At 67.3% G+C, this 15,611-nt stretch carries 14 protein-coding genes, 1 tRNA gene and 2 pseudogenes; 8 read left to right on the top strand and 9 right to left on the bottom strand.

Features of this window, described 5'->3' with window-relative positions; translation table 11 throughout:
• Nucleotides 1–7: 7 nt before the first annotated feature.
• On the bottom strand, nucleotides 8–460 hold the full coding sequence (locus IE274_RS26410) for a 4'-phosphopantetheinyl transferase superfamily protein (protein WP_190118377.1): 453 nt from the start codon (nucleotides 458–460) through the stop codon (nucleotides 8–10).
• Here IE274_RS26410 and IE274_RS40415 point away from each other — a divergent pair.
• A pseudogene (locus IE274_RS40415) lies at nucleotides 411–1,060 on the top strand (AfsR/SARP family transcriptional regulator); the annotation flags it as partial. The gene IE274_RS26410 and the pseudogene IE274_RS40415 overlap by 50 nt on opposite strands.
• Nucleotides 1,061–1,107: 47 nt before the next feature.
• Here the strand turns inward: IE274_RS40415 and IE274_RS39635 are convergent.
• Nucleotides 1,108–1,677, bottom strand: coding sequence for a hypothetical protein (locus IE274_RS39635; RefSeq protein WP_229909818.1), 570 nt, complete (start codon nucleotides 1,675–1,677; stop codon nucleotides 1,108–1,110).
• Here IE274_RS39635 and IE274_RS26400 point away from each other — a divergent pair.
• From IE274_RS26400 to IE274_RS40410, 3 genes and pseudogenes are all read left to right on the top strand, one after another.
• Nucleotides 1,630–2,373 (top strand): NB-ARC domain-containing protein, encoded by a 744-nt coding sequence (locus IE274_RS26400; RefSeq protein ID WP_229909817.1) that lies wholly within the window; start codon nucleotides 1,630–1,632, stop codon nucleotides 2,371–2,373. The genes IE274_RS39635 and IE274_RS26400 overlap by 48 nt on opposite strands.
• 331 nt (nucleotides 2,374–2,704) lie before the next feature.
• Nucleotides 2,705–3,322: an SHOCT domain-containing protein gene (locus IE274_RS26395; RefSeq protein ID WP_190118375.1), complete on the top strand. Its 618-nt coding sequence runs from the start codon at nucleotides 2,705–2,707 to the stop codon at nucleotides 3,320–3,322.
• 464 nt (nucleotides 3,323–3,786) lie between these two features.
• Nucleotides 3,787–3,990 (top strand): annotated as a pseudogene (locus tag IE274_RS40410) (transposase); the annotation flags it as partial.
• On the opposite strand, the gene IE274_RS26385 reads toward IE274_RS40410, so the two are convergent.
• The 5 genes from IE274_RS26385 to IE274_RS26365 form a co-directional block, all read right to left on the bottom strand.
• On the bottom strand, nucleotides 3,953–4,222 hold the full coding sequence (locus IE274_RS26385) for a class I SAM-dependent methyltransferase (RefSeq protein WP_190118428.1): 270 nt from the start codon (nucleotides 4,220–4,222) through the stop codon (nucleotides 3,953–3,955). The pseudogene IE274_RS40410 and the gene IE274_RS26385 overlap by 38 nt on opposite strands.
• Before the next feature lie 19 nt (nucleotides 4,223–4,241).
• Nucleotides 4,242–4,796 carry a GNAT family N-acetyltransferase gene (locus IE274_RS26380; protein WP_190118374.1) on the bottom strand — a complete coding sequence of 185 codons (555 nt, stop codon included), beginning with the start codon at nucleotides 4,794–4,796 and terminating at the stop codon, nucleotides 4,242–4,244.
• Nucleotides 4,797–4,809: 13 nt separating this feature from the next.
• Nucleotides 4,810–6,393: an asparagine synthetase B family protein gene (locus IE274_RS26375; protein ID WP_190118373.1), complete on the bottom strand. Its 1,584-nt coding sequence runs from the start codon at nucleotides 6,391–6,393 to the stop codon at nucleotides 4,810–4,812.
• An 85-nt stretch (nucleotides 6,394–6,478) separates the two neighbouring features.
• Nucleotides 6,479–6,661 carry a hypothetical protein gene (locus IE274_RS26370; protein ID WP_190118372.1) on the bottom strand — a complete coding sequence of 61 codons (183 nt, stop codon included), beginning with the start codon at nucleotides 6,659–6,661 and terminating at the stop codon, nucleotides 6,479–6,481.
• 258 nt (nucleotides 6,662–6,919) lie between these two features.
• Nucleotides 6,920–7,282: a VanZ family protein gene (locus IE274_RS26365; RefSeq protein WP_190118371.1), complete on the bottom strand. Its 363-nt coding sequence runs from the start codon at nucleotides 7,280–7,282 to the stop codon at nucleotides 6,920–6,922.
• A 152-nt stretch (nucleotides 7,283–7,434) separates the two neighbouring features.
• On the opposite strand from IE274_RS26365, the gene IE274_RS26360 reads away from it, so the two are divergent.
• Nucleotides 7,435–8,784, top strand: a complete 1,350-nt coding sequence (locus IE274_RS26360) for an NsdA family TPR-like regulatory protein (protein ID WP_190118370.1) — start codon at nucleotides 7,435–7,437, stop codon at nucleotides 8,782–8,784.
• Between the two features lie 43 nt (nucleotides 8,785–8,827).
• On the opposite strand, the gene IE274_RS26355 is transcribed toward IE274_RS26360, so the two are convergent.
• Nucleotides 8,828–9,667: a hypothetical protein gene (locus IE274_RS26355; protein WP_190118369.1), complete on the bottom strand. Its 840-nt coding sequence runs from the start codon at nucleotides 9,665–9,667 to the stop codon at nucleotides 8,828–8,830.
• A 329-nt stretch (nucleotides 9,668–9,996) separates the two neighbouring features.
• Between IE274_RS26355 and IE274_RS26350 the strand changes: the two genes are divergently transcribed.
• Together IE274_RS26350 and IE274_RS26345 are read left to right on the top strand one after the other, a co-directional pair.
• Complete coding sequence (locus IE274_RS26350; RefSeq protein WP_190118368.1) at nucleotides 9,997–10,332, top strand: CU044_2847 family protein; 336 nt, start codon at nucleotides 9,997–9,999, stop codon at nucleotides 10,330–10,332.
• Nucleotides 10,329–14,018, top strand: coding sequence for an N-6 DNA methylase (locus IE274_RS26345; protein WP_308437276.1), 3,690 nt, complete (start codon nucleotides 10,329–10,331; stop codon nucleotides 14,016–14,018). Before IE274_RS26350 ends, IE274_RS26345 begins: the two co-directional genes overlap by 4 nt.
• A gap of 745 nt (nucleotides 14,019–14,763) precedes the next feature.
• Here IE274_RS26345 and IE274_RS26340 read toward each other — a convergent pair.
• Nucleotides 14,764–14,837, bottom strand: a tRNA-Pro gene (locus tag IE274_RS26340).
• A 144-nt stretch (nucleotides 14,838–14,981) separates the two neighbouring features.
• Here IE274_RS26340 and IE274_RS26335 point away from each other — a divergent pair.
• Nucleotides 14,982–15,557 (top strand): DUF309 domain-containing protein, encoded by a 576-nt coding sequence (locus tag IE274_RS26335; protein ID WP_190118366.1) that lies wholly within the window; start codon nucleotides 14,982–14,984, stop codon nucleotides 15,555–15,557.
• Nucleotides 15,558–15,611 lie beyond the last annotated feature (54 nt).

Genomic DNA, 15,611 nt, shown 5'->3' with positions numbered 1-15,611 from the left:
GTGGGTCTCAGTAGGAGTGCGCCTCGTGGAAGGTCGGGTTGAACGTCCAGGTGTGCAGGGCGGTCACGGGCCCGGCGGCCGCGACGGCGGCCACGGTGCCGCGCGCGCCGGGCAGGTCGCGGACCTGCACCTCGGTCATGCCGGCGCCGTCGGGCAGCGGCACCGCCACCGTGCCCGCGCCGTCCTCGACGAGCACGTCCACCTCGTCCGGCGGCACCCGCAGGCCGTAGCCCGCCGCCCGCAGCACCGCCTCCTTGCGGGTCCACAGGCTCAGGAAGAACATCTGCCGGGCGGTCGGCGACAGCCTGCGCAGGAGCCGCTGCTCCCAGTCGGTGAGGGCCAGGTGCAGATTCTCGCCGTAGGTCACGTCGCCGTCCTGGACGTCGACGCCGACCTCGCTGATCAGTGAGATGGCGACCGGCTGCTGGTCGCCGACGTACGCGCACGGCACCGTGGTCACGCTCTCCGGCGCCAAGATCCACACCGTGCTCGCCACCCTGCTCCTGGCCCGCGGCCGCCCCGTGACGTACGAGCAGTTCAGCTCCCGGCTCTGGGGCTGGGACCCGCCGTCCTCGATGCACGCGCAGATCCACTCGTCCATCCACAAGCTGCGCAAGAGCCTCGGCGAGCGAGTGCTGCTCACCCGGCAGCACCGTGGCTACCAACTCGACGCCGCCGACTCGGTGTTCGACCTGGTCCAGTTCGAGGAGTTGACGGAGGCTGGGCGCCGCGCCCTCGACCGCGCCGACCACCGCACGGCCACGGCGAAGCTGACGGCCGCGCTCCGGCTCTGGCGCGGCACCCCGCTCGCGAACGTCACCACCACCTCGCCGAACTGGAGCGCCCGCCGCTGAAGGAGGCGTACCTGACCACGATCGAGCAGTGGGTCACGGCCGACCTGTCGCTCGGCGCGGACGCCCGCCTCGTCCCCGAGTCGACGAGCCTGGTGCGGGAGCACCCCCTGCGGGAACGTCTCCGCGCCCAGCTCGTCACCGCCCTCGGCCGCAGCAACCGCCAGGCCACCGCGCTCCTCACCTACCACGAGGGGCGAAGGCTGCTCGCGGAGCAACTGGGCGTGGACCCGGGGCCTGAGCTGGCCGAGGCGTATCAGTCGGTGCTGGACGAGGGGACGACGGGGACGACCGGAGCCGCCGGGACGCCGGGAGCGACGCCTTCCGGCTCCGCCACGGCCCCGGCCCTCCGCGCGGCAGGCCCTGAGCGGCCCAGATCCACGGCGGTGCTCCTGCCGCCGACCATCGACCCCTTCCTGGGCCGGGCGGCCGAACTCCGCGCCGTCGAGCGGAAGATCGCCGCGGCGGCTGAATCCGACGAGACCGCCGCGAGGACGGACGCAGCCCCCGCCCGCGTCCTCGTCACCGGCCCGGCCGACTGGGCCGGACGGCGCTCACGGTCCGGGCCGCCCACGCCCGCGCGGGCCTGTTCCCGGACGGCGTCCTGTTCGCACGGGCCGCGGCGCCGGACGGCACCCCGCACAGCGCGGAGCACGTCCTCACCCTCCTCCTCACCAGCCTGGACGAGCGCCCCCCGCCGGACGCCGACACGGCCGAACTGCTCCGCAGGTACCGTCTCGCGTCGCACGAACGGCGCCTGCTCGTCGTCCTGGATGACGTGGTCGCGGAGCAGGACATCGAGCAGTTCGTGCCGAACAGCCCCCACGCGGCAGTCGTCCTGACCGGCGACCGCAGGCTGCCGACGGTGACCCACGAGGACACGGTGTGTCTCGGTCCGCTGGCGAGCGCCGACGCCGTGGAGCTGCTTGCCGTGATCGGCGGCCGGGAGACGGTACTCGGGCACCCCGCGGCGGCGCGCGAGGTCGCCGAGTACTGCGACGGCCTCCCGTTGGCGCTGCGCCTGGTCGGCGCGAGGCTGGCCGCACGCCCACGATGGACGGTCACCGACCTCACGGCCCGCCTGGCCGACCCGTCCCGCCGCCTCCACGAACTGGGCTACGGCGGGCAGAGCCTGCACGGCACGCTGACGGCGGCGGCACGGCGACTCCCCGGGGACGCACGGGAGCTGCTGCGGAGGCTCGGCGCGCTGTCCGGGCCGGAGTTCAGCGCGGCGGACCTCACCGAGGACCCCCACCTGGAGCCCCTGGTCGAGGCCCGGTTGGAGCACCTGGCCGACGCCTGGTTCCTCCTGCCGTCGGCGAACGACGCACGGGGCAGGATGCGGTTCCGCCTCCCGCCGCTCCCCCACCTGGTCTCCCGCGAACTGACGGCCGCACCCACCAACAACAGGCTCTGGCCCGCGTGCGCCGCCGACGCGACCTGCGCACGATCACCAGCCGGACCGAGGCCGTCACGGAACCGGCCCCGGAAACGGTTGAGGGGCCGTGTCAGATTGCTCTGACACGACCCCTCGATCACGACTTCAACAGTCGGGACGACAGGATTTGAACCTGCGACCCCTTGACCCCCAGTCAGGCGCACAATTCAGGTTCAGAGTTCTGAAGTAGGGCTGACGGCCCTACGACGCCATACGCGGAAGTACAGCGCCGCTGGGCTCCGTACCGGCCGATCCCCTGCCTGCCGAACTTGGCGGCAGCTCAGAGACTCGGTCGCCACTCCTCCGCACAGGAGAAGGTGAAGTCGTCATCAACCTGCGCCCATCCGCCCTGCTGCGGGATACTGGGCCGCAGGGGCGGGGTGACTCCCACCCCCCAAAGGGGCTGAGGAGGATCATGTTCAAGCGCGACCCGGAGAAATCTGCGCAGAAGGCCGCTCAGCGCGAGGAAAAGCAGCACGCCCGTACGGAGGCCGCGGACAGACGGCAGGCGGACAAAGAAGCGCTGAAAGACTGGCGTAAGCTGCACCCTGCTGAGAAGACGATGAACACCGCAGCGATGATGCATTTGTGGCCCTCGTCGAAGTTCGGCCTGACCGGGCAAGGACCAGTTCTCGGCGGCCAAGCCGAGTTCGTGGATGCCGGCGCTCATAAGGCGTGGACGGCCACAAGGCTCGCCGGCGGCGTCGCAACAGGTGGTCTGTCCGCCTTGGCGGGACGTAAGAACAAGGGCGCGGCGGTCATCAACCTGACCTTCGGCAACGGGGCTGCGCAGACGTACAGCGTGACGCCCGACTCCACAAACCTGCGAGCGGCCAACCAGTACGTGAATGCGTTCAACATGCTCGCTACGCAGCTGGCCAACGAGCAAGGCTCTGCCCCGCCACCCGAGGCAGTTCAACCGCGACCCCAGTCAGTGGCCGACGAACTCGGCAAACTCAAGGCGCTTGTCGAGAAAGGAGTTCTCACGCAGGACGAGTTCGATCAACAGAAGGCGCGGTTGCTCGGACCCTAGGGCCGTGTGAGCCGCAAATTGCGTCCAAGCAGGTCACCGCAGACATGGCGTCGATCACACGGCGCAGCAGGATGGTCACTCGTGCTGCTCCGTCTCACCTACCTGACCGCTGTTAACCTCTTCGCCTCCCTGCGCCTGCTGCGCACGAGGACCACGCCAAGGTCGCCGGAATCCCCGCCCTACGCCACCAGCGCGCCGTCCCTGAGCGCCAACTCGGCTCGCCGAAAGTCAAGTACAGCCGCGTAGCCCGAGTCGTCCTCGCCATGCTCTTGGCCCCGCCGCCCCGTGCAGCGCCTATGAGGCTTCCGCTCCGTCCTTGGACCGCTCCTCGGCCGATGAGTTCTCTGCGGAACCAACGACTGCGTCGGGATACTGACCGAATGGCAGTGGTTGGTCTCGAAGAGGCGCGGGGTGCGCTCCGTGGTGACGAACCGCAGCGTCTCCTCGGGCTCTGGGAGTGCTTGTCCGTCAACGCGCGGATCCGCCGGGCAGTCAAGGCCCGCGGCCACTTCCCCAACGAGCAGGCCGCGCCGAAATGCGTCTACGTGGCGATCATGTCGCTGGACCCCACCGGCAAGGGACAGGCCCGCTGAACCAGCCGCTGGAAGACAGCCTTGAACGCCTTCGACATCACCTTCGACGGCCGACTCGGCGCAGCACGCCAATAACCACAACAACCCCAATTTCACCGTTGATTGGACAGTCCCTGACGCGGCCGGTGCCCGGAGTGTAGACGATCATCTGGCGGCGGCCTTCGGGAGCGCCGAGGGCCCGGGTCATGCAGGAGAAGACGAGCCGCCCGCCGGGCTTGAGTCGTTGGCGGAGGGAGGGCAGGAGTTGGTGGGGGTCGGCGAACCAAAGTCCATATGCGGCGTCATGCTCGGTGACGGTGCTGGGCATGCGTGCCGCTCCCGAGGAGTCAGGTGCAGGTGCCGGCGGAGTCGGTGGTGACGGGCAGGTGGTTGAGCTCCTCGGCCTTGCGGGCCAGGAGGTAGGCGGGGTGGCCTCCTCGCTCGGTTTCGTGGATGAGGTCGAAGCCCTGGTGGTCGCGGTAGTAGCGCACGAGTCCCGGGTGTCCGCAGCCGCGCCGCACCCAGAGCTTCCCGGCCCGGGCTGCGTGAGCCAGAGCCCACCAGGCCATCAGGGTGCCGGGCTTGGCGGCCCGGTGGTCGGGATGGGTAAAGGTAGTGGCCAGGAAGAGTGCGGGCTCGGCGCGCTCGGTATCGGTCCATCCCCATTCGGGGGTCTGGTCGTAGAGGCTGGTGAAGCCGATGAGCTCTCCCTCGGGAGAGCTCAAAGCCCAGACAGGGGTGTGGCCGTTCCCGGCCTGCGCGGCGATCTGTTCAGTCCGGCCGTCTTCGAGGAGGTCCGCACCGCCAGCCTTGCCCGTGCGCAGCATCCAGGCGGCGCGGGCGCGGATCAGGTCGGCGTAGGCGGCGCGGTCGTGGGCGGTAGCGGGGCGCATCACGTACATGTCTTTGAGGCTCTCAGTGGTGGGCGGCGCGGTGGGCGAGGTCGGCGGCGACGACGTCGGCGAGGCGATCGTCTGTGGTGCGGATGTCGCCGGATTCGATGCGCGTCAGGGCTTGGGTGAGGGTGTCGGCGTCTACGAGCTTGGCGTCGATGAGGGGAGATCCCTGATCGAGTAGGCGTCGTACCTGTGCGGGCAGGGTGGTGCGGACCGCGGTGTTCATGACGTCGGTGAAGTTTTCCGGCAGGGGTGGCTCGACGACCAGTTCGGACAGGCTCAGGGCGGTCAGACGGCGACGGTGCAGGCTCTTGCGGGAGCGCCAGGAGCGGGGCAGCCATTCGCCGAAGCGGATCATGTCCGGATCGGCGAAGGGGTGCAGGGGCCAGATGCCGGCCTCCAGCAGCAGCGGTGCGGCGGATGCCATGGCGAGCAGGGTCATTTCGTTGACGACGGCGGGCGGGCAGGTGTCCCCGTCCACGTCCATGAGAGCCTCGCGGGCGGCAGGGCCCAGCCATTCGGTCATCGCGTGCCCCGGGCCGACGGGTTGGTGTGGTGCTTCCTGCGGAGTGAGGGCGACCATCTCGTCTCCTCCGATCCCGGTGACCACGGTACGGATGCCGGCCCCGGCCAGTTGGTAGATGAGGGCGGCGGTGGACTCGTGGTAAGGCTCCTCGTAGGGGTAGACATATCCGCTCAGGGCGCGTCGTCCGTCTGGGTGCAGGGGTGGCAGGGCGGGCGTGGTGATGTCTGTGCGAAAGCGCCCGGTGCGGAGCATCTCGGCGCGGCGTGTGCGCTGTTGCTTGCCCATGGGTCCTGGGAGCAGCATCGCCGAGGCGGTGATCCTTCCGGGGTGGCGCAGTGACAGGTGAGTGCCGGTGACGGCCGAGTCGAAGCCGCCTGAGAGGTGCGCGCTGGTGGTGTCCGGGTCGTAGAGGTGCCGGTCGAGCACCGCATCGAGCATGCTGGCGTATGCGGTCAGTACATCGGCGTCGTCGGCGAGAGTGCGAGCCTTGGAGTGCAGCGCTGGCGCCGGCCGTTCGAAGCGGATCGGTCCATGGCCGTCGTAGAGGGCGGTTGTGCGCTCGGTCAGCCGGTACAGGCCGGTGAAACAGGTGTGATGGCTGTAGCGGAACCACAGGCTGAGCAGTCGCGCCGTCTCGGCGACGTGGAAGTCCACGCGAGGCATGCGCTTGACAAGGTCGGCGGTGGTCCACGACCCGTGCAGCACACCATCGGCGGCGGTCAGATACAGCGGGGCGGTGCCGCGTTCACCGGCCTGGACGCTGACGGTGCCGTCGGGCACAAGATCGATGGCGATGAAGTTCAGGGGCCAGGCCAAGAGCTCTGCGCGGAGCTGGCGGAAGGTGGTGGTACTCAGCTCCACTACGGCACGTCGGGCATCCCCTGCGCGGTGGGCGTCACGCTCGCGGACATGGACAAGCGCCTGTCCGGTGTCGCGGTCGGTAAGGGCGATCGCGTCCAGGGACGGATGGTCGAGCGGGGCGACCCACGACGGGCCGCACTGAAGGCGGGTGTTGCTCCAGGCCCAGCCGTCGGCATTACGGCTAATCAGGGCGGGTTGGATGCGCAGTTTGAGCACGGGTCCTCCAAGAGGCGCGCTGCAGGGCCCGGCCGCGCGAGGTCTGGGCCTGACCGGGCCTTGCAATCACGGGCGCTGGGGCGGGTCAGACCTTGAGGCTGTCGTACTCGTGGTTGGTGTCCGAGGAACCTGCTTCCTTCTTGTAGGCGAAGCGGGTTGCCAGATCAGGGATCTCGAACTGGGCGCCGTCGGTGAACAGCGGACCCAGTTCGATGCCGCCGAGGGTGGTGGCCTGCAGGCTGGTGGACTGGTCCAGGCGTTGCTTCACGGTGGGCTCCTTTCGTCGGTGGTGCTTCGGGGCGGGCGGATCTGCCCGCAGGACCCCGTACCGGGCCGCCTCGCAGAGGAGCGAGGGCGGCTGGGCAGGCCCGGCACGGGAGTTGGAGAAGGCGTCAGGCGCCCGCCAGGGTGTGGATGAGGAGCAGGCTGAAGGCGATCACGACCGTCGATGCCAGCGCTGTGGTGATGACCGTCTCGGCCACCTTGGAGCGCACAGGGCACCGAGAACGGCGGGTATCCCGGTGGTTCACCACGTCGGCACCATCGCGTTCTTGAGCAGACGGCACGCTCCAGCGAGGAGGTAGAGCCGGGCGGCGGGGTTGGTAAAAGCGCCGGTCTGCTGGTCGTGATGAACGGATCTGGCGTGGCCGATGCTGTCGGCGAGTACATCGCGAGCGCGTTGCTCGGCAGGGCTGCGCCCCGGCATGCGGCCCAGGTGGTACTCGGCGGGCGTAATCAGCGCCGCCAGGTGGGTGGCCAGTTCGGCGGCCACGGCGTCTGCGAGGCGGCTGCTGGGGTCAGCGACGGCGAGTCCTTCGGCGCGGTGGACGGCGTTGTCGACGAGAGCCAGGTCCACGGGGTCGCTGGTCTGGTGGTGAGGGGTGGTCATGAGGGTCACCGTGGGCTCCCTGGGGTGGACGAGATGGTTCCGTCTGGTTCCTGACGTACAGCCAACTACCGGTCACGCTGCGCGGGTACCGTGAAGGAAGAGCGCGGACGTAAACGCCGTAAAAGCTGTCGGAGCTGGCGGGAGAATCACTCATGGCAGGCACCACGCGTACGCCGAACACCAGGCTGGCCAACCTTCTTGACCAGGGGCAATGCCAGCGCGAGGAGCTCGCCCGCGCGGTGAACCGCATCGGCGCCCTCGCCGGGATGCCGCTGACCTACAGCGGTCAGTCGGTTTCGATGTGGCTACGCGGGCACCAGCCAAAGCAACAGGTCAGGGCGATTGTGGTGGCCGTCCTGTCCGAGAAACTCGGTAGGCCCATCACGCACGAGGAAGCGGGCCTGACGCTCCCCGCGTCCGCCGACGGCTCGCAACGCCTCGACACTGTGGAGGAGTTGATCGACCTGGGAAGGGCGGACATGGATCCCTCTCGACGCGGCGTTCTCGCTGCGGGTGTATTCACCGCGGCGCTGGCCGTGCCCGTCTTCGGCACGGCGGCGGCGCACGCCAGTGATCTGGTCTCACCGGGCAAGGCCACCACGCGCATCGGCGGCTCACAGGTCGCCTCGGTACGGCGCACCACCGTCAGGATCGCCGACATCCTGGACGAGGACGGTGCAGGCCACGCACGGCCGATGGCGGCCGCATTCCTGGTGAATACAGTCGGGCCGTGGATGAAGGCGCAGGCGTCGGGTCCCGTCGCGGCCGACATGAAGGCCGCAGCCTCGGACCTGACGTATCTGACCGGCTGGATGGCGATGTACGAGAAGGACCACGCCGCCGCCCAGCGCTGGTATCTCAAAGCCCTCTCTCTCGCGGACGAGGCCGGGGATCATGTGACGTACTGCCGCACGCTGCGGGGCATGTCGTTGCAGATGACGAGCCTTCGCCACGGCCGGAAGGGGCTGGAGTTCGCCGACAGCGCCGCCGAAGCCGCACCGCAGGCCGGCCCCCGCCTGGTGGCTTTCCTGCGCGGTCAGCAGGCCCACGCCGCATCCATGGTCAAGGACCGCAGGCAGGCCCACGCACGCCTGAGCGAGGCCGAAGCCGCACTGTCGAAGGCCGACAACCGGCGTGACGCGGTGGGCGGATACGACCGCACCGCCTGGCTCTTCCACCTCTCGCACGTCCTGTACGAAGAGCGGGACTTGCCCGGCAGCATCAAAGCACTGCAGGACTCCATCAAGGTCCAGCCGGTACAGGAGCGGCAGGGCCGCGTGCACTCCTACGCCTTGCTGGCCCAGCGGCAGCTCGCCCACGGGCATCTGGACACGGCGTGCGCCTCCTGGAATCGATTCCTCGACGAGTACGAACTCGTCTCCTCCGCGCGCGGCGACGAACACTTCGGAACGATGCGCCGGGAGATTCGCGCTCATGCCAACGCACGGCCGGTAAAGGAATTGGTGGGGCGGGCTCGGGAAGTCGCTGCCGTCAAGGCCTAAGGATGCAAGGCCGGGGTTCCTCGGGAGGGTTGGCTACCCCCCCTCATGCCGAACGAGCGTGCCGCCTGACCGAATGCCGCGAGGCCCCAGCAGGCCGTAGCCTGGGCGGCCTCGGCCGCGGCAGCGCTGCCTGCGAAAGTATCCGCAATAAATCATGAGATTGCACCGACAGCTCGTGGCCCAGCGCCAAGAGCGAGTTTCGCGTACGAACCCACCGCAGCAAGGGTGTCGTAGCCGCAGCAATTGCCAGGGTCAGCATGATTACGTGCCCCACGAAAGTATTGCCGGTGACGCCGAAGCGAACCGAGGCCCATAAGGAAACGCCGACCGGGAGGATGAAGGAAGTGACGATAAGCGCCCGGCTCGTGCGCGATTCAGAGCGAAAGGCGTCGCGCCACGTCCGACCTCGCACGCCTGCTGTGATCCGTGAGCCGATCTCACCCAGTGCTGCTACCCGCCTCCGGAGCCTGTGCCGTTCACGGCCTGCAGGCGCCACCCCGTCGGAGAGCAGGCGCGACAATTCCGCCGCGCGCTGCCGCCATCGGGCACGGGGCACCGGGCGAGGGCGCCTCCCCGTCGCCTCGCCGTACTGGTGGCGCGCGACGCCGAACACGATAAGTGCGCTCAGTACGAACCCGAGGACGCTCGCCCCCGCGCCCTCACCGATCATGCTTGTGCTGATCCCTCCACCCAGGCCCCCTACGAAGGCCAGTACGGGAGTGGTGAACACCGCGAAATAGCGATCGTCCGAGATGGCATGCAGACGTCGCTCGAAGCGGTCGATGCGCTTCCACAGCAGCAGCGACAACAACTCCCCCGTAAGCGTTGGAACGACATAGAAAATGTCGGCCGCGATCAACCCGACCAATAAGTACCTCTCCATGCCCCGCAGCGTAGACAACGGCTGCCCGCTCGTGGTCAGAAACTAGAAGCTGGCTGGCATGGCCGGGGTCACTGTGACGCAGTGGTGAAGATCAGATATCCCGTGAAGGGGCTGGGTGGCGCACAGGTGGAGGGCAGGGTCAGTACGCGTCCGCAGGAAAGACAGCCTGTGTTGAACACGCACAAGCGTGGGACGGGACAACACGTGCAGATGCACGGAGATCAGATCGTCGAGCGAGAGGGCGATTTCAGCCGATGTCGTACCCACCGTTTAGGGGTCTTGAGGCCAGCACAGGGATATGAGGTATCACGCCTGACTGGGGGGAACGAATGGCCAAGCGTAACCTCACCGGCGACGGAAACGGTACGGCAGAGATTCTGTTGGAGGTGCAGCCGCGTTCGGTGTCAGGGGACCTCGCACCCCGCTTCGCTGTGCCTGAGCAGTTCGAGCGGCGTGCCGGGGAGATTGCCGACAGTGTGGCTCAGGTAGCCGAACAGTTCCGGTCCCGCCTTGAGCAGGTCCTACGCCCCTCCAAGGCGGGGTGGGGCGTCGAGTCGATCGAAGTCGGTTTCGACATCTCCGTCCAGGCCGACGTTGGGGTCATCATCGCCAAGGCCACGAGCGGAGCGACGTTCTCTGCCCGCCTGACCCTGCGAGCACGGTGACCTCCGTGCGCCTGGCTATCGGTCGGCTTTCGGACGCCGTGTCGGGTTCTCCCCTGGGGACCGTGTTCGCAGTGACGGACCGCTTCGCCCTCACAGCCTTTCACTGCGTCGGTGACCGTAAAACCGACAGAATCGCCGTACGTCGGCTGCGGTGTACATGGGAAGAGGGCTGGAGCGAAGCCACCGTGCACGATGGTGACGCCCTCAACGACGTCGCGCTGCTCCGACTCAAACGCAGACTCCCGACGGGGCTGCAGCCCGTCCCGGTCACCACAGAGGTGGCCGTCGATGTACCGTTCCGTGCCCCTGGAGCTCCGCACGACACCCCAGGTGTCTCCCTCTTCACCGCCTCAGGCAGGGTCACATGGTCCACCCGGCGCCACGAGGAGGGTGCTCAGGTGATCCAGATCGCGTGCCTGGAAGCTGACCATCTGTCCATGCACGGGCTCAGTGGCGCGCCCGTCCTGGTCGGTTCACCCATGCGTGCGGTTGGTGTGATCCGCTGGAACGAACCACGTCGTGAGGCACCGCAACTCGCCGCTGGCTCAACCTTGTTCGCGGCCCCCATCAGCGCCGTCTTGGCGAAATGGCCTGATCTCTTCGCGTCCGAAGCAGATCGAGCCGAAGCCCGCTTCCTACTCGATCGCCTGGCACAGCCGGACACTCGCGGACCCGATCTCACGGTGCCTGAAGACATTAGGCGACTCCTTATCGTGGCGGGACTCGACCTTGGAGAACGGGACATCAGCCTCGGTGGTGACCACCGGCATCTCGAGGGGGGCACCCTCCATGTCGCACGCAGTTCCACCGTCATCCAGGTTAGAGAGGGACTCGGTACCGACGGGACGCGCTCCGCCGCGGAGCACGATTTGGAAGAAGCGCTCGTCTTCCACGCAAGTCGGAGTGGCCGACGGCACATCGGACTACTCACCGACGGAGTCACCTGGCACCTGTATCACCGGTCTGACGGTCGGCTTCAGCACGTGGAAGCGGCGACCTTTCAATCCGGGAGGTCTGCCCGAGGTGGCGGGGACCTGATCGCATGGCTGGAAGCGGTCCTCGCCACCAGACGCAACCTGCCGCCCACTCCACACGCGATCGACAGCAAACTCGGCGCCTCCAGCCCCGCCTACTCTCTCGCATCCGCGGAACTTACAGCGATCTATGCTCAGTGCCGCGATCTCTCAGTGGTCCGCCTGAAACGCGACATGTGGGCCAACCTGCTCACCACTGCCTCGGGCACGAGGTTCAGCGACGACGATGCCCTCTTCGTCGACCACTCCCTGCTCGTCGCTATGGCCGAGGTGATTGGGCACGCCGTGGTCGGCTTCCCGCTGGAGACCCCAGAGGTGGATGCCAAGGCCATCATGTCGGGAAAGTTTTTCACACAGTCTCAAGTCGGGGGTGTGGTCGAGTCCGACTTCTTCGATTGGATCGTTCATGTTCCGGCTGGCGAAAAATTCCTCATGGACCTTGCCCGCCGACTCAGCCGCTTCGCTTGGGGCGAGGTAGAACACGACGTATTAAAAGGGCTCTATGAATCCATCATCCCCAAGCATGTCCGGCACCGGCTCGGCGAGTACTACACCCCAGACTGGTTGGCCGAGGAAATCGTGGCGTCCTGCGTCCGCACCCCGCTGCATGACAGGGTCCTAGACGCGAGCTGTGGAAGCGGCACCTTCCTCTTCCACTCCGTACGCGCCTACATATCAGCCGCGCAAGCGGCAGGACACAACGAACTGGACATCATCAGAGGCGTGACCGAGCATGTCATCGGGTTCGATATCCACCCCGTTGCCGTCACCTTAGCCCGCGTGACGTACCTGCTGGCTCTGGGCATGGAACGCCTTCGCGCACCGGGACGGCCAGCGTTCGCCGTCCCGGTATATCTAGCCGACGCCCTGCAATGGGATAGGGAATCCACTCTATGGGGAAACGATCTCCAAATTCCAACCACTCTGGACCACGAAAGCCTTGTGCAAGATCCTGCGATACATGGCAGCAATCTCTCGGATACGCTACAGTTTCCCGAAAGCTTGGTTTCAGATTCAGGAAAGTTCGATCGACTCGTCACAGAATTCGCCGACAAAGCCACGAGCCGTGAGCGAGGCTCAGCCGTGCCCTCCCTTGCTGGCACGTTCCGAAGGTTCGGCATCCCGAAAGAAGACCGGCCCGGCTTACAGCAGACGTTCGCCGTCATGTGTCGCTTGCACGACGAGGACCGCGACCACATCTGGGGCTACTACATTCGCAACCGAGCACGTCCGCTATGGCTGGCGCGCCCAGACAATCGTGTCGATATCCTCATAGGAAACCCTCCGTGGCTCGCCTACCGCTACATGACGGAGCCGCAGAAGAAGGTATTTCGCAGCATGAGTGCCGAGCGGAATCTATGGGTGGGTCGTAACGTGGCGACCCACCAGGACCTCTCAGCGCTCTTCGTGGTCCGCTGCGTGGAACGGTATTTGAGAAGCAACGGTAGGTTCGGTTTTGTCATGCCACTGGGAACCCTAGACCGAAGTCAGTACATAGGGTTTCGGCGAGGTCGCTTCTCAGTCGCGGCGGAGACAGTGGACGCCGCCTTTGGTCGCCCGTGGGATCTGCAGCACGTCCAACCGAATTTCTTCCCGCAGTCCGTAGGGGTCGTGTTTGGCCAACGGCAGAGCGAAGGCAAAACCGCTGTTCCGCTGACCCTAGCCCCGGAGTGCTGGGCAGGAACCTTACCCAAAAAGACCGCTACCCGGTCGGAGGCGCAAACCCATCTTGCGCGAAGAGTCAGAGACGGTCCGCGGAAGCCGCAACCGCTACATGAGTCCCTTTATTCCGGGAGATTCTTTCAAGGCGCCAACCTAGTTCCCCGTTTCCTCTTCATCGTGGATGAAAAGGACAATGGACCGCTCGGCTCCGGCGGCAGCAGGCAAGCCGTCTCAAGCCGCCGAAGCCGCCTCGAGAAGAGACCCTGGAAGGATCAGCCCACCCTCCACGGATCGGTTGAAGTACCTTTCATCCGCCCCCTGTTCCTCGGTGAATCCATCCTGCCTTTCCGAGCCCTCCCCCCTCTGCAGGCTGTGATCCCATGGGATGGCTCGCGTCTCCTCGACGGCGACAGCGAGGACCTCGACCAATACCCAGGGCTCGCGCACTGGTGGCGTCGAGCCGAGACGGCGTGGGTCGAGAACCGGTCAAGCGGGAGACTGTCCCTGGTCGGCCAGATCAACTACCAGAGAAAGCTGACGCAGCAGTTTCACACAGAAGGGCGCCGCGTCGTCTACACAAAGAGCGGGCTGTACCTGGCCGCTGCGATCGTTCCCACACCCCATGCCATCATCGATCACAAGCTGTACTGGGGCTCAGTAGCCGATCTGGATGAGGCGCGATTTCTGCTCTCGATCCTGAATTCTGCCACCCTCACCCGCCTGGTTCGTCCGCTTCAGGGCCGAGGCATGCACAACCCGCGTGACTTCGACAAGTACATCTTCAAACTCCCCATCCCCGTCTACGACTCCTCGCAGGCCACACACCAGCAGCTGGTCTCCCTGGCTGAGCGGGCCGAGCGCGTGGCAGCGGAAGTCGCCCTCCCTGCCGTCCGGTTCGAGATCCAGCGCCGCCAGGTCAGAGAGGCCCTTATGCGCGATGGAGTTGCGGCGGAGATTGACGCCATCGTGGCGACACTCTTGCAGTGCTGAAGCTGCCCTAGCGGACAGATGCTTGTCGTGTGGCGGCAAGGCCGAAGGCTTGTTATTAGAGAGGTGTGCCGTGAAGCCGGCTACGGAGGTGCGCCCCAACAACGCAGGAGCGCCCAGATAGCCCTGCGCTGGGGCAGGGCCCCCAGCTCCTGGGGAATCCCTGCCTCAAGACAGCCGCAGTGAAGGCAGCACCGCCGTATGTACTGCACTGGCTGACACCTCAGGTACCCAGGAACATCAACGGTCGCCGCCTTCCTCGGACCTGGCAAGTCAGACACCAGCCTCCCCGACGCACGTCCCCAGACATGCCCAGCAGGACGCCCCACCCACTCGGCACATCTCCAAACCGCGCCCTACAGACGCCAGCATCCACTTGCTTCGCGACAAGGGGACCTGCCGGAGCAGTCTCCCCAGCAGGAGGCACCCTCCGACCTGCGCAGCATCTCACCACCGCGTTCAACCTCTGGATGACGTGTGCACCGAGACAGGGAGCCCCCGCAGTCATGGGGTCAGTGAAAGCCGTCAAGGGGTCGAGTGGGAGCACGCCCCCTTGACGAGTATTCGGACAAGGGGGCGAACAACTCGACCCCTTGTCTCGTCCACCAGACCGGGCAGCGGAGATGCTCCCTGGGAGCGACCGGATCGGGTGACCGTCCGTCGACCCCCGGTTGACGTCGCTCCCAGAATTGCTCCCAAACACGAAGTAGGGGCCATCCGAAGATGGCCCCTATCTACGACGTTTCCGTCGGGACGACAGGATTTGAACCTGCGACCCCTTGACCCCCAGTCAAGTGCGCTACCAAGCTGCGCCACGTCCCGTTGCGCTCCTCGCGGTGTCCCGCGTGATCACGCAGGTAGAACTCTACCGCACGCCACGGGGTGGTCCGGCGCGTGTGGGGCTCGGTGGGCGCGAGGGGTGTGCCCCGGCCTGCCGCGGGCTGCGCGGCGCGGGAGAATCGGCGTATGACTACCGCACTTGGACCGGACGGCGCGGGCCGTGGCCGTGACCGTGACGCGGAGGGGCGGGCCCGCAACGCCCGGCCGCGCGACGGGCTCGGGCGGCCGCTGCCGTACGGCTCCGACGGGGTGGAGCGGCAGCCGGAGGGAGTGGTGCGCACGCCCCGGGAGACCGTCGCCGAGGCGCAGGCGCTGCTCGACGCCGGGCGGCCCTTCCACGCGCACGAGGTGTTCGAGGACGCCTGGAAGTCCGGGCCGGAGGAGGAACGCGGCCTGTGGAAGGGGCTCGCTCAGATCGCCGTCGGGCTCACTCATTCCGCGCGCGGGAACACCACGGGCGGGGCCCGGCTGCTGCGGCGGGGCGCGGGCGCCGTCTCCGCGTGGACCGAGGGGGCTGCGGGGCGGGAGCGGCCGTACGGGATCGATGCGCCGGAACTGGTCGGGTGGGCGCGGGAGTTGGCGGCTCGGGTGGAGCGGGACGGGCAGCTTTCGGATGCTGCTGCCTTCGCACCCGTCTTGGGCCCCGGTGATGAGGACGGGGGCGGTGCGGACGGCCGTGGTGCGGGCGGCGTCGAGGGCTGAGGGCGCGGTGTTCGTGCCGCACCGGCGGCGGTCCCCGCGCGCGGGGCGGGGTGG

The organism is Streptomyces flavofungini (assembly GCF_014650815.1).
In the GTDB taxonomy this organism is placed as follows: domain Bacteria; phylum Actinomycetota; class Actinomycetes; order Streptomycetales; family Streptomycetaceae; genus Streptomyces; species Streptomyces flavofungini.
The sequence above is the reverse complement of the archived record's forward strand: the minus strand, read 5'-3'. Positions and strand labels throughout refer to the sequence as shown.